Origin of the sequence: Micromonospora sp. NPDC000668, assembly GCF_042897975.1 — a bacterium.
Lineage (GTDB): Bacteria > Actinomycetota > Actinomycetes > Mycobacteriales > Micromonosporaceae > Micromonospora.
In genome coordinates, this window is record NZ_JBIAYP010000004.1 from 40850 (window position 1) to 53504 (window position 12655).

The following is a 12655-nucleotide window of genomic DNA, read 5'->3' on the forward strand; positions in this document are numbered from 1 at the left end:
CTCAGCGGTACGCGTCCAGCAGCGCCAGCACCGCCGCCGGGTCCTCCACGTGCGCGTTGTGCCCGAGCCCCGGCAGCGTGACGACCGGTACGCCGAACTCCTTGAGCTGTGCGTCGGTGACCATCGGGTCGTGCTCGCCGCGGGCCAGCACCACCGGCACGTCGGTCGCGGCCAGCAGAGCGGCGAGGTGGGGCTCGCCGACGGCGAACGCGGGCGAGTCCATCGCCAGCCGCCACCGGCCGTCGACCTGGCGCAGCCCGGCGTCCACCACCGGATCATCCGACGGGATCAGGCCGGCGAGCCCGGAGACCCGCAGGTAGCGGCGGGCCGCCTCGGTGCGGCTGGCGAACCAGCTGACCGGGCGGGCGGCGAGTTCGGCGGAGCGGCTCAGCTCGTCGGGTGACCAGACCGCCTTGATGCCCAGCCCGACCACCGCGTCCACCGGCATCCCGGCGGCGCGGGCGGCCAGCGCGAGGCCCACCACCCCGCCCAGCGAGTGCCCGAGCACGACGATCCGGTCGTCGGCGGCCAGGCCGTGGGCGATCCGCTCGGCGAACCCCTCGAAGGAGTACGACGGCAGCGGGGCCGACCAACCGTGACCGGCCAGGTCCGGTGCCAGCCACCGCCCGGGCCAGTGCTGCTCCAGCAGTGGGGCCCAGGGCAGCCAGACGTCTCCGGTCGCCCCCATCCCGTGCAGCAGCAACAGGATCGGCCCGCGGCCTGTCCGGCCACCTGATTCATCCACCACGGCCGCAGTCTTCCACGGTTCGCCCCCAGGTACGAGAGTCGTCACTGCCGATGCGCGCGGGGACCGCGACCAGGGAAGATCCACTGTAGAGTTCGGCGCCTGGACGGGCCCAGCCACCCGTCGAGCCCACCGTGGAGAGGAGTCGACCGTGCGCAGGAGGCATCGATCAACACTGGTGGCGGCCCTGGCGGCCGTCGCACTCGCCACCGCGCCCAGCGCTCCCGCGCTCGGCACATCGTCAACCAGCCCCACGCAGGGCGCCACCGCGGTCGCGGCGGCCGACCGGGTCCTGCGGGTCTACAACAACAACATCGAGAACCTGGTGGTGAACAACTCCGACGGGACGTGCACCCGGATCTCCGGGCCGGACCACCTGACCTCGATCCTGGTTGACGACGCCGGCCGCACCGGCACCAGTGGCGTGGTGGCACCCGACATCCTGATCGTGCAGCAGGTGCGCGGCACCGGCCAGGCCGAGGCGTACGCCGACCAACTGTCGGCCAAGTTCGGCTACCCGGCAGGCACCTACGGTGCGATCGTGGCGTGGAGTGACCCGGAGCCGTGGGGCAGCACGCACAAGTGCAGTTCGCAGTCGCTCGGCGACCTCAAAAAGAAGCAGACCAACGGGATCATCTGGAACACCCGGACGCTCAGCCTCGCCGCCGGTGACATCTCGAAGTACTGGAGCGCGGGCTGGCTCAAGCCCGGCACGGCCTACGCCAACGGCGCCGGGTGCACCCTGTACAAGCCGCCGAACAGCGACCCGGACAGCACCGACTACTACAAGTGGAAGCGGACCAGCGCCATCGCGGCCCGGTTCACCATCAAGGCCACCGGCACCAGCGTGTTCGCCGCGACGATGCACCTACCGCAGGAGAACCGGCAGAACGCGTGCGCTGGCGACGGCGACCGGGGCATCGCCAACAGCGGCATCCACCTCGGTGCCGACGCGACCAGCCTGCTGAACGCCTCCACGATCCGCGTCGTGGGCATCGACGCGAACCGCACTGGCATCGCGCCCGGCACGCTGGGCGGGTACGGCATGACCGGCTACGGGTCGAAGGCCACCAGCGGCTCCAGCAAGATCGACTATCTCTTCGTGAAGGGCAGCGTGCAGCCGTCCGGCATCGACCACACGGTCAGCGGGACGAAGTCGAACCACCTCGCGCTGTACGGCTTCATCAGCTACTGATCGCACGGACAGAGACGCCGCGGGCGCCGGCCCCTTGTGGGGGACGGCGCCCGCGGCGGCTACGCCCGGGTCAGGCGGAGTAGCCCCGAGTGGCGATCCAGTTGGCCAGGTTGATCGTGGTGATCCAGTACGACGGGTCGGCCGCGTTGGCCGAGTCGGCGATCCGCACGGTCCGGCCGTTGTCCTTGTAACCCACCACGGCGATGTAGTGGCCGCCGCCGTAGGAGTGCCAGCCGCCGTCGGTGTCGGTGGCGTCGCCGGCGACGTTGGCCACCACGCCGCGGCCGTCGGTGATCGCCTTGACCACGTCGGCCTGGAGCTGGTCCATCTGGGCCGGGCTGGGCGTGCCAGCGAACATCCGGGTCCGGTACGGGGAGCCCTTCACCTCGGCGTTGAGCACCCGAGTGGTGTCCAGGGCCGAGTTGGTGCCCATCTCGGTGGTGCCCAGCTCGGCGCCCAGCTCATCCTGGGTGCGGTCGATGCCGGCGGCGCTGAGGGCGTTGCGGGTGGCAGCCGGGCCACAGTTGAAGTACGTGTTCTGCACCTGGTAGTCGTAGTCGAGCACCTTGGTCGCGGGCGGCTTCGGCTTACTGGTCAGGTCCGGGTTGCTGCTGGCCTTGGCGGCGGGCGACGCGCCCTTGGTGGCCGGCGCGGGGGCAGCGGTGGTCGGCGCGGTGCTGGCCGAGGGGGACGCGGCACGCGCCTCGCCACGGGAGGCAACGGAGTCGCTGCGCATCTCGGCGACCGTGGTCGCGGTGTGCTGGCTGGCCGGGGCGTCGTCGGCGCCGGCGAACAGAGCACCGGTGGTGGTCGCGATCACGAGGGCCGCAGCGGAGGCGGTGACGATCTGGTACGGACGCTCGGTGGTGAGGCGGCGGAGCTGACGCTTCAGGGTGTGCTTCACGGGGTCCTCCACGGATCAGGGGGAGAGCGGCACACCGGGGCCGGACCGATATCCGGGCAGGCGCCAGCGCGCGGACCGTGGTCCGCGGATGATGAACCGCTCAGGGGAATGCCCGGCGCGGCCGGGCGGAAGAGGCGGTGACCCGGGGGTCAGCTCACCGTCACTGGACGGATGAGCGGGGGTACCGCGGCGCCGTGGAGGCGGGGGAACAATCGAGGGGTCGAGAGTTGCTGCACGACGATGGAACTCCTTCCGACACCGCCTACCGGGTTAGCTGACGGATTCGGGCGGGAAGATCGCCCTACCGCGGGCCGTGGCTCGCGGATTCACCCCGGACTTACTGGTGGGTCCCCGGTTCGTTGATCACGATTAAGCGGGTCAGCGCGGCGTCGCCTCTTGCGATCGGTTACCGCACCGGACGGGACGACACTACTGGCCGCTCCGCACCCTGCCAAGCCAGGTTCACCTGCGTAAACCTGAACTGTCGCAGCAATTTCTGCGCGTATTGCCGCTGACGCGACTCGATGGGACAACCGGTTACGGCGGCGCCTGCGGGCGACAACCGGACAGGCCGTCGGCAATGGCCTCGAATTCGTGGGAACAATGCTGCCGATCGAGCCGTCCGCCCGATTTCGAGTGAGTGTGACCGGGCTCACGGCCTAATTGACGACTCAGCCAACCCGGGCCGGCCGCCAGCGCGTCGCGGCCGCCGGACGGAGCACTGCGGTCATCGTCCGACGCGCCGGCAGCCGGTTCGGACGCAGCCGGGCCGCCGCCGTGTACGCCTCCTCGGTGAGGGCCCGGGCCGAGGAGGCCGCAAGCTCCGCGTCTCGCCAGGCCGACCGTTCCCGCCCGGCGGCGGCCCGGTAGTCGGCGAGCCTCGCGTCCCGGACCGCCCGGTTGAGCAGCACCTCCTGCTCAACCGGGTGCCGGCGGGGGTCCCAGCCGTGCCGCTGCCCGAACACGTCAGCGAGCTGCCGCATGGACAGGTCGCCGCGCCAGTACGCCGCCATCGCCGCGCGATGCAGATAGCGCTCCCGGGCGGCGTACTCGGCGGGGGTACGAGGAGTACGAGGGGTGGGCAGTGCCGCGGCGCCGGCGAACCGACGGGCGGCGGTGTCCGCCTCGTCGTACCCGGCCCACGCGCGTTCCACCTGCTCCTGAGCGGCCAGCCAGTCCGCGCGTCGGCGGCGGGCGGTCTGCGCCGCGCCGGCCGCCGCGACGGCCACCTCCTCGGCGTACCGGCGCAGGTCGGCGGCCTCGGCGGCGGCCACCTCCCGGGCGGTGGGCGCCGGAGTCGGGTCGACCGCCGGCCGGTCCCGCTCCGGGCGGGCGACCAGCACGGCGAGCACGGTCAGCGCCAGCAGGAACAGGGCCGACCAGATGGCGACGGCCTGCGGCACCTCGGTCAGGAACTGGTAGAAGACGACGGTCTCCATGGTGGGCACCTCGGGGAGAGAGCGATGCGATGGGGATCCGCACGGGGCCACCCAGGCTGCGGCGGGGCCACGGGTCCGGCGGGTGTGGAGCTGATGAGTCGACAGGCGCGGCGGCGGGACGCTCGTCCCGGTGGCTCAGCGCCCGGGTGGGGCTCGGGGCGCGCGGCTGGCCGGGCCATCCGCGCGGGGTAGCCGGTCGGCGCCGGCCGCGAGCACCGGGGCCGCGTCGGCGGGGACGGCGGCCTCGCCACCGAGGGGCGCTGCCTGCCCGTCGCTCGACCGCGTCGGGCTGGGCTGCTCAGCGGCCTCCTCGGCGGCGATCGGCGTCGTGTGCACGGTGTCATCCATCGGGGCGGGCCGACCCGACGGCGCGACCGACCCGGGGCTGAACGCCGACAGCCCGTAGGCCGAGGCGGGCGACGTGCCGGCGCCGAGCGCGAGGGCGGCGACAACGGCGAGGCTGGTCAGCACACGTGTCGCCCAGCGCGCCACCCACCACAGCGGACAGGTGAGCGCGACCGAAAGCACGTCCCCACGCTACCGTCGTGGCCGACCAGGCGCATCGACGACGGGCGTGTCGGCCCGCGCCGCGCCGACCAGAGTGGACGCTGTCAGCGCGAGTCGGCGTAGGTCGATCGCTCGCGAGCTTTACTCGCCCCGCCGGCCTCGTTGCGGGCTTCGGCGTCGCGGGCTTCAGCGGCTTTGGCTTCAGCGACGCGGGCTTCGGTGCCGCCTGCTCGCTGTCGAGGAATGGCCGCCGGGCGGGCCGAACGGCGCGGAGTGAGCCTGCGCATCATCGGGGTCTCGACGAAACGATGCAGTAGCCCGGCGAGGATCAGGTTCACCAGCAGGAAGCCGAGCACCGCCGCCGGGCCGCGCCAGCCGCCGAAGCCGGTACCCCAGTCCCCGGTCCAGCGCAGCACGCTCGTCATCACCAGCACGTGCACCAGGTAGAAGGCGAACGAGACCTCGCCGAGCCACACCAGCGGGCGGGACCGCCACGGTGAGCGTCGCCCCCGCACGTCCGCGTCCGCGGCGGCGGTGATCACCAGCAGATACGCCACCGCGAGCAGGGTGGTCCACAGCTCGGCGCGGATCCACTGCGCGGCGGCCACCCAGGTGGCCACGAAGATCAGGCTGGCTCCGGTCAACCCGGGACCCCGCCAGAGGCCCCGACGCATCAACTCGGCCGCCACCGCGCCCAACCAGAACTCCAGCGACCGCGCCAGCGGGAAGACCTGGGTGAACCACCAGCGGCTGGGCTCCGGCACCAGGTGCTGGGCCGGCCAGAGCGCAAGGATCAGCAGCGGCAACGCGACGACCAGCGTCCAGAGCAGTGCCGGCCGGGACCGGCGTAGCAGCGGCAGTGCCAGCGGTAGGCAGAGGTAGAAGAAGAACTCGCAGGACAGCGACCAGCTCACCGTGTTGATGCTGTAGAACCAACCCGGCCGAGGGTCCCAGGCCTGCAGCAGCAGCAGGTTCTCCAGCGCGGCGGCCGGCAGCACCGGATCGGCGAACCACCAGGCGACCAGCAGCGCCGCCGCCCACAGCACCAGGTGGTTCGGATAGATCTTGGCGACCCGGCGCCGCCAGAAGCTCCGCCGGGAGTCGCCGGGGCGGGCCGACCAGACCAGTACGAAGCCACTGAGAATGAAGAAGAACTGCACCCCGGACAGGCCGAGGGTGAACAGGGCGTCGACCACGGCCTTGTAGTCCGGCTCCGCGATGATCCGCATGGTGCCGGCGTGGAAGCCGAACACCAGCAACGCGGCGATCCAGCGCAGCCCGGTCAGCGAGGGCAGCCGGGCCGGGACGGGTGCGGGCCGGACCTCCGGCTCGGCGACGGTGCTCGTCATGCCGAGGTCCCGGCGCTCCGCAGGATCACCAGCACGTGCGTCTCCTCCTCGGCGTGGCGTCGGACGGCGCAACGGCGACGCCCACGGCGGCCCGGCAGGGCCGCACCGGGGCACCCTACCGGGTTACTCCAGGGTGAATCGGACGTGTCCCACGGGTGGCGGGCGCGCGGCGGACCGTCCCGGCCGCCCCGGCTCCGGGCCCCGCGGGGCGGCCGGCGTTAACCTTCCGCTCCGCGGGAGTTCAGGGATTCCACCTTCGTCGGCCACGTCAGGTTCCGAGGCCGGCCACCCGGACCGTCGAAGGTGGCGGCGTGGTCAATGAGCCGACGCACGCACCGCTGCTGAGCATCGTCGTGCCCGTGTACGGCGTCGAGGCGTACCTGTACCAGTGCCTTGAATCGATCCGGGCCGACGTACCGGCGAGCGAGGCGGGCGCGGTCGAGCTGATCGCCGTCGACGACGCCTCCCCGGACGGCTGCGGCGCGATGCTGCGGTCTTACGCCGCCGGCCGCGACGGGGTCCGGGTCGTTCACCTGGACCACAATGTGGGCCTGGGCCTGGCCCGCAACGCCGGCCTCGACGTGGCCTCCGGCCGGTACGTCTGGTTCGTCGACAGCGATGACTGGCTGCCGCCGGGCACTATCCCGGCGGTCCTGGACCGGCTGCGCCAGCATCAGCCCGACGTCCTGATGCTGGACCACCTGCGGGTGCACGAGGACGGCCGGCGTGAGGTCGACGCGAGCAGCCACCTGCTGCGCGGGATGCCGGGCGTGGCCCGCCTGGCCGACCAGCCGCAACTGCTGCGTGTGCAGCACACCGCGTGGAACAAGGTGGTGCGCCGCGCTTTCCTGGACGAGCTGGAGCTGCGGTTCTACCCCGGCTGGTACGAGGACATCCCGTTCAGCCACCCGCTGCTGATCGGCGCGGAGAAGATCTCCGTGCTGGACCAGGTCTGCTACCTGTACCGGCAGGGTCGGCAGGGTGCGATCACCTCCACCCGCAGCGGCCGACATTTCGACGCGTTCGCCCAGTACGAGCGGCTGATGGACTGGCTGCGCCTGCGGCACCCGGACGAGCAGTTGCGGGCCGAGCTGTTCGAGCTGATGATCAGTCACCTTCTGGTGGTGGTCGGCAACGACGATCGGCTGCACCCGCACCTGCGGCGGGCCTTCTTCCACCGGGTGGCCGAGCACTACCGCCGCTACCTGCCCACCGGTGGCTACCCGGTGCCACCGGGCGTGGCCGGGCTCAAGCATCGCCTGGTCGGTCGCGGTGACTACCTGGCGTACTCGGCGTTGCGGCAGGCGCACCGGGTCGCGGGCCGGCTGCGCCGGTCCGGCCCTGCGGGGGGCGCCGACAACGGTGCCGGGCCGGCCGTCGCCGACGAGGATCCGAGCCGACCGGCCGAGTCCACGACGGGGACGGGCGACAGGCTCGCGGTCGGCGACGCGGACCGAGGCGACGCGCTGGTCGGGCGCCGCCTGCCGTGACCGCCTCCACCGCACACCACGCCGGGAGCCGGGTCGGCTGCCGGCGCCCTGGTTTTTCAGGTCTTCCGCCCGCCGGGTGGACGACGACAGCACCACCGCACCTTGGTGCGGGCGTACCTGAGCAGAGGTCGGAATGACGGCGACAATCAAGATCGGACCGCACGCGGTCGGTGCCGGGGAGCGACCCTTCGTGGTCGCCGAGATGTCCGGTAACCACAACGGCGACCTGGACCGGGCGCTGGCCATCGTCGACGCGGTGGCCGAGAGTGGGGCGCACGCCCTCAAACTCCAGACGTACCGGCCGGACACGATCACGATCGACGTCGACACCCCGGCGTTCCGCATCTCCAGCGGGCACGAGCTGTGGGGCGGGGAGAACCTGTACCGCCTCTACGAGCGGGCGCACACCCCGTACGAGTGGCACGCCCCGATCTTCGAGCGGGCCCGTGCGCGCGGTCTGACCGTCTTCTCGTCACCGTTCGACGCGACCGCCGTGGAGCTGCTGGAGTCGCTGGACGCGCCGGCGTACAAGATCGCTTCGTCGGAGCTGGTCGACCTACCGCTGATCCGGTTGGTGGCCAGCACCGGCAAGCCGATGGTGATCTCCACCGGGATGGCGACGGTGGCCGAGATCGACGCGGCCGTGCGGACCGCCCGGGACGGCGGCGCGGCGGGCATCGTGCTGCTGGCCTGCACCGCGTCCTACCCGGCGCCGCCGGCCGACAGCAACCTGCGCCGGCTGCCGGTGCTGGCCGGCGCGTTCGACGTGCCGGTCGGGCTCTCCGACCACACCCCCGGCATCGGAGTGGCGGTCGCCTCGGTGGCGCTGGGCGCCTGCTTCATCGAGAAGCACGTGACGCTGGACCGGGCTGACGGCGGCGTGGACTCCGACTTTTCACTGAACCCGACGGAGCTGACGGCCCTGGTCGCCGAATCGGGCCGGGCGTACGCGGCGCTGGGCGGCACCGCAATCGGCCCGACGCCCGCCGAGCGGGAGGGACTGCGGTTCCGTCGCTCGCTCTTCGTGGTCGAGGACGTGCGGGCCGGCGACCCCGTCACGGCGCGCAACGTCCGATCCATCCGACCGGCGGGCGGGCTGGCCCCGGTGGAGATCGACCGGGTCCTGGGCCGCACCTTCACCACCGACGTCCCGCGCGGCACCCCGCTCAGCTGGGACCTCATCTGACCGTCGACCCGGCCCCGAACCCGGCTCAGCTCGTCCCCCGGTCCCCCCGTCCCCGGCTCAGCTCGGCCCGAGGCTCAGCTCGCTCGGGCTCGGGCTCGGGCTCGGCTCGGGCCCGGCTCGGGCTCGGGCCCGGCTCGGGCTCGGGCCCGGCTCGGGCTCGGGCCCGGCTCGGGCTCGGGCCCGGCTCGGGCTCGGGCCGGCATGCGCCCCCGCGGGGCGGCCCGGCGTTGGCGAGCAGGGCGGGGCGGGGGTGGGCGACCACCGTCGCGTCCCTGTCGAGCTGCCCCAGATATGGAGCGGCTCTGACGGCGGCGAGCACCGCCCATCGACGGGGCAGCCCTGACGGTCGCACGCACCGCCCACTTCTGGGCAGTGTTGATGGCAGCGAGCACCGCCCATTCGTGGAGCACCCCGACGGAGGCGAACACGGCCGCTTCTAGGCGGCCCTCACGGCAGCGACCACCGCCCACCCGTCGGGGGCAACCCGACGGAAGCGACCACCGCCCACCCGTCGCGGCAACCCGACGAAGGCGAACACCACCCACCCGTCACGACAACCCGACGAAGGCGACCACGCAACCCGACGGAAGCGACCACCACCCACCCGTCACGACAACCCGACGAAGGCGAACACCGCCCACCCGTCGCGACAACCCGACGGAAGCGACCACCACCCACCCGTCACGACAACCCGACGAAGGCGAACACCGCCCACCCGTCGCGACAACCCGACGGAAGCGACCACCACCCACCCGTCACGACAACCCGACGAAGGCGAACACCGCCCACCCGTCGCGACAACCCGACGGAAGCGAACACCGCCCACCCGTCGCGACAATCCGACGCAGGCGAACACCGTCCACTCGTCGGCGAACCTGACGGTGGCGAGCGCCCCAGATGTGGGGCAGCTCGACAGGCACGCGCGACATTGGCAGCACGGCGGCCGTCAGAAGCAGGAGCGACCCCGGCCCGTCGAGAGCGCGATGCCAGAAACCAGGTCGATGCCAGAACCCGGGGCGATGCCAGAACCCGGGGCCAAGTCAGACCCCCGGGGCCAAGTCAGACCCTGGGGCGAAGCCGACCGTGACTACCAGGTCGGCGACCCGCAGGGTGCGCCAGACCGCCGCTCCGTCGGCCGGCGTACCCAGCCCGTAGCGACGCCACCAGAGCGCCACCGGCACGTCGGCCAGCTTGCAGCAGCACTCGGCCCGGGTCCACCGGGCCCAGAAGTCCGCCGTGCCGAACCGGCGAGCCAGCGCCGGGGGGACCGGGGCGTCGGCGCGCTCCGCGTCGACCGCGACCCGCCATCCGGCCGTCGGCGGCCCGTACCAGCCCACGCAGCGGCCGTCGTCGAGGTGGCTGCGGGTCGCCGCGTCGGCCAACTGCCCCGCGTCGGCGACCACCCGCAGGTACCGCTCGGCGGCGGCGAGCAGCGCTGGCACCGGGCGGGGCCGGACGACCGGGTCCAGGTCAGATGGAGGCGGCACCGTCCACCACGATGACCTGGCCGTTGATGTTGGTGTGCGCCTGGAGCAGCATCCGGACCACCGGTACGACCTCCACCGGCTCGGTCAGGTGGCCGGTCGGGGTGCGTCGCACGATCTGGTCGAGCTGGGTCGGGCCGAGCACGGCGGACATCTCCGAGGCGAAGAAGCCGGGAGCGACCGCGTTGACCAGCATCCGGCCGCCCAACTCCCGGGCGAGCGAGCGGGTGGCGGCGTCCATGCCGCCCTTCGTGGCCGAGTACGCGACCAGGCCCGGGAAGCCGCGCTGTGCGCAGATCGAGGTGATGTTGACGATCCGCCCGCGCAGCCCCTTGCCAAGCATCCGCCGGACCACCAGCCGGGTCAGCTGGAGCGGGGCGGTCAGGTTGGTCTCGATGATCCGCGCGATGTCGTCGGTGGCCGTGTGTACGTGCAGGGAGTCCTGCCCGACGGCGGCGTTGTTGACGATCCCGTCGATCGGGCCGAGGCGTTGCTCCACCTCACGGACGAAGCCCTGAGCGGCGTGCAGGTCGGTGACGTCCACCGAGCCGACGTGCACCCGGTCGGGGTGCTCGGCGGCGAGCTTCGCCAGCTCCGGGGTGACCGTGCGGGCGAACGCCGCGACCCGTACGCCCTGGTCGAGCAGGTCGGTGACGATGGCCAGGCCCAGCCCCCGAGAGCCGCCGGAGACGAGGACCACAGAGCTGGGCGGAACGAACTGGGTGTCGGCGAGGTCAGACATCGCTCTTCAGGGTCTCCTTGACGGGAATTTCGGTCAGCACGCGGATCCGGCGCGGCACCGCGTGCTCGGGCAGCCGGTTGGCACACCAGCGAACCAGCGCGGCCTCGTCCGGCACGCTGGCAACGGGCTGGCCGGACGGGTCGGCGGGGCGGTCGGACGGGTCAGTGTGGACGAGGACCACCTCGGCGACCACCATCCGGCCGAGCACCGGGGCACGGCGGCCGGTGACCCGGGCCCAGGCAACTGCGGGGTGCCCGGCCAGCACACCGCGGACCACACCGGCGGAGACCTTGCTGCCACCGACGTTGATCTCGTCGGAGTCCAGGCGGCCGGTGATCAGCACCCGCTCGTCGACCACCTGCACCCGGTCCCCGGTGCGGACCGGGCCGCCCAGCCCGGCACCGTGGTACGGCGAGGTGATGACCAGCTCGTCGTCGCGGACGGAGAGAGTCGGCCGGCCGGGAGCCTCCCGGTCCAGCCAGCCGACCGGGAACCCGGCCCGCCCGTCGTGCACCACGATGGACGCGCCCACCTCGGAAGACGCGTAGATCCAGGAGATCCGCGAGGTGGGAAAGACCTCCCGCAGTTGGTCCAGGATCGCCTGGTCCACCGGCTCCCCGCCGAGGGTGATCTGGCGCAGCGGCACCCGGGCCAGCGCGGCGGCGTCCCGGTGCAGGGTGCGGCGCCAGAAAGTCGGCGTACCGGACGCGGCGTCGACCCCGTGCGCCGCGGCGACCGCGGGCCAGTCGTCCAGCTCCTCCGGCTCGACCACCACCAGGTGCTGACCGGGCTGGGTCAGCGACAGGGTGACCACCTGCCACCAGGCGTACGTGCCGGGGGCGTAGGGACAGAGCCAGGTCCGCTCCGGCTGGTCGGCCCGCACGGTGGTCAGCGTGTCGAGGGTGTGCCCGACCCGCTTGGGACGGCCGGTCGAGCCCGAGGTCAGCAGCCAGAGCCGGCCGGGTTCGGCGGCGCGCGGCTGGGGCGGCGCGCTCGGGTGGGCGCCGTCGTCGTCGAGGACGGTCACGGTGAACCCGGCGTCCAGCAGCTCCGCGCGCATCGCCGCGTCGACCCGGCTCGCGGCGCTGAGCAGCAGCTCGGTGCCGTGCACGGCGTGCTGCCGCGCGGCGGCGAGCGCGTGACCGGCGGAGTGGGCGAGCACCGCGGCGGGGTCCGGTAGCGCCGGCGTCGGCAGCGTCCGCCAGGTCAGCGCGGCGCCGCCGACGACGAGCCGGTTGTCGACGCCGGCCGGTTCCGGGGGCGCGGCGGCCGGGGGGCGGGGTGGCGCGACGGTCACTGCTGCTGGAGCTCGACGAGGAAGTCGAGGACGTCCCCGACGGTGGCGATGCGGCGCAGGCCGGGGGCGTCGAAGTTGAGCTCCTCCCCCGTCTCGTCCTCCACCCGCAGGGCCAGCTCGGAGAAGTCCAGCGACCGGAAGCCGATCTCCCGCAACTGCGCCGCGTCGTCGGCGGGCAGCTCCTTGTCCTGGTTCTTCAGCACCTGAGCCATGAGGTCGCGGATCTGCGCGCGACTCAATTCCTTCATGCGCCGGAGTCTACAGCCCCGCGAATAGATATCTGATTTCCCGGTGCGCCCGGGTAGGGTGCCGGGACC

The 12655-nt window shown here is 72.8% G+C and carries 12 protein-coding genes and 1 riboswitch; of the genes, 3 read left to right on the forward strand and 9 right to left on the reverse strand.

Going from position 1 to position 12655, the window contains the following annotated elements:
* Window position 1: 1 nt before the first annotated feature.
* On the reverse strand, window positions 2-748 hold the full coding sequence (locus ACFY29_RS21025; RefSeq protein ID WP_386988606.1) for an alpha/beta fold hydrolase: 747 nt from the start codon (window positions 746-748) through the stop codon (window positions 2-4).
* A 148-nt stretch (window positions 749-896) separates the two neighbouring features.
* On the opposite strand from ACFY29_RS21025, the gene ACFY29_RS21030 reads away from it, so the two are divergent.
* On the forward strand, window positions 897-1940 hold the full coding sequence (locus ACFY29_RS21030) for a hypothetical protein (RefSeq protein WP_386988609.1): 1044 nt from the start codon (window positions 897-899) through the stop codon (window positions 1938-1940).
* Window positions 1941-2010: 70 nt separating this feature from the next.
* On the opposite strand, the gene ACFY29_RS21035 is transcribed toward ACFY29_RS21030, so the two are convergent.
* The 4 genes from ACFY29_RS21035 to ACFY29_RS21050 form a co-directional block, all read right to left on the reverse strand.
* Window positions 2011-2844, reverse strand: a complete 834-nt coding sequence (locus ACFY29_RS21035; protein ID WP_386988612.1) for a C39 family peptidase — start codon at window positions 2842-2844, stop codon at window positions 2011-2013.
* 244 nt (window positions 2845-3088) lie between these two features.
* A riboswitch (cyclic di-AMP (ydaO/yuaA leader) is annotated at window positions 3089-3230 on the reverse strand.
* 285 nt (window positions 3231-3515) lie between these two features.
* A complete protein-coding gene (locus tag ACFY29_RS21040; RefSeq protein WP_386988614.1) occupies window positions 3516-4283 on the reverse strand; it encodes a hypothetical protein in 768 nt (255 codons plus the stop codon).
* A 135-nt stretch (window positions 4284-4418) separates the two neighbouring features.
* Window positions 4419-4811 (reverse strand): hypothetical protein, encoded by a 393-nt coding sequence (locus ACFY29_RS21045; RefSeq protein WP_386988617.1) that lies wholly within the window; start codon window positions 4809-4811, stop codon window positions 4419-4421.
* 83 nt (window positions 4812-4894) lie between these two features.
* The gene (locus tag ACFY29_RS21050) at window positions 4895-6139 is read right to left on the reverse strand and encodes an acyltransferase family protein (protein ID WP_386988620.1); all 1245 of its coding nucleotides are present in this window, start codon (window positions 6137-6139) and stop codon (window positions 4895-4897) included.
* Window positions 6140-6450: 311 nt separating this feature from the next.
* Between ACFY29_RS21050 and ACFY29_RS21055 the strand changes: the two genes are divergently transcribed.
* Together ACFY29_RS21055 and pseI are read left to right on the forward strand one after the other, a co-directional pair.
* Window positions 6451-7629, forward strand: coding sequence for a glycosyltransferase family 2 protein (locus ACFY29_RS21055; protein ID WP_386988622.1), 1179 nt, complete (start codon window positions 6451-6453; stop codon window positions 7627-7629).
* Between the two features lie 133 nt (window positions 7630-7762).
* Window positions 7763-8815, forward strand: coding sequence for a pseudaminic acid synthase (pseI, locus tag ACFY29_RS21060; protein WP_355607376.1), 1053 nt, complete (start codon window positions 7763-7765; stop codon window positions 8813-8815).
* Window positions 8816-9855: 1040 nt separating this feature from the next.
* Here the strand turns inward: pseI and ACFY29_RS21065 are convergent.
* Genes ACFY29_RS21065 through ACFY29_RS21080 form a run of 4 tightly spaced genes read right to left on the reverse strand, consistent with a single transcriptional unit; the run spans window position 9856 to window position 12586 of the window.
* Window positions 9856-10302, reverse strand: coding sequence for a hypothetical protein (locus ACFY29_RS21065; protein WP_386988625.1), 447 nt, complete (start codon window positions 10300-10302; stop codon window positions 9856-9858).
* Window positions 10286-11041, reverse strand: a complete 756-nt coding sequence (locus ACFY29_RS21070) for an SDR family NAD(P)-dependent oxidoreductase (protein ID WP_386988628.1) — start codon at window positions 11039-11041, stop codon at window positions 10286-10288. Before ACFY29_RS21070 ends, ACFY29_RS21065 begins: the two co-directional genes overlap by 17 nt.
* Complete coding sequence (locus ACFY29_RS21075; protein WP_386988631.1) at window positions 11034-12338, reverse strand: AMP-binding protein; 1305 nt, start codon at window positions 12336-12338, stop codon at window positions 11034-11036. Before ACFY29_RS21075 ends, ACFY29_RS21070 begins: the two co-directional genes overlap by 8 nt.
* A complete protein-coding gene (locus tag ACFY29_RS21080) occupies window positions 12335-12586 on the reverse strand; it encodes an acyl carrier protein (RefSeq protein ID WP_328425618.1) in 252 nt (83 codons plus the stop codon). The genes ACFY29_RS21075 and ACFY29_RS21080 overlap by 4 nt, the downstream gene beginning before the upstream one ends.
* Between the last annotated feature and the right edge of the window lie 69 nt (window positions 12587-12655).

Excerpts from the sequence above, each read along its gene's own strand:
- ACFY29_RS21070 (WP_386988628.1), bottom strand. The coding sequence starts at position 11,041 with ATGTCTGACCTCGCCGACACCCAGTTCGTTCCGCCCAGCTCTGTGGTC.
- ACFY29_RS21080 (WP_328425618.1), bottom strand. The coding sequence starts at position 12,586 with ATGAAGGAATTGAGTCGCGCGCAGATCCGCGACCTCATGGCTCAGGTG.
- pseI (WP_355607376.1), top strand. The coding sequence starts at position 7,763 with ATGACGGCGACAATCAAGATCGGACCGCACGCGGTCGGTGCCGGGGAG.
- ACFY29_RS21040 (WP_386988614.1), bottom strand. The coding sequence starts at position 4,283 with ATGGAGACCGTCGTCTTCTACCAGTTCCTGACCGAGGTGCCGCAGGCC.
- ACFY29_RS21050 (WP_386988620.1), bottom strand. The coding sequence starts at position 6,139 with ATGACGAGCACCGTCGCCGAGCCGGAGGTCCGGCCCGCACCCGTCCCG.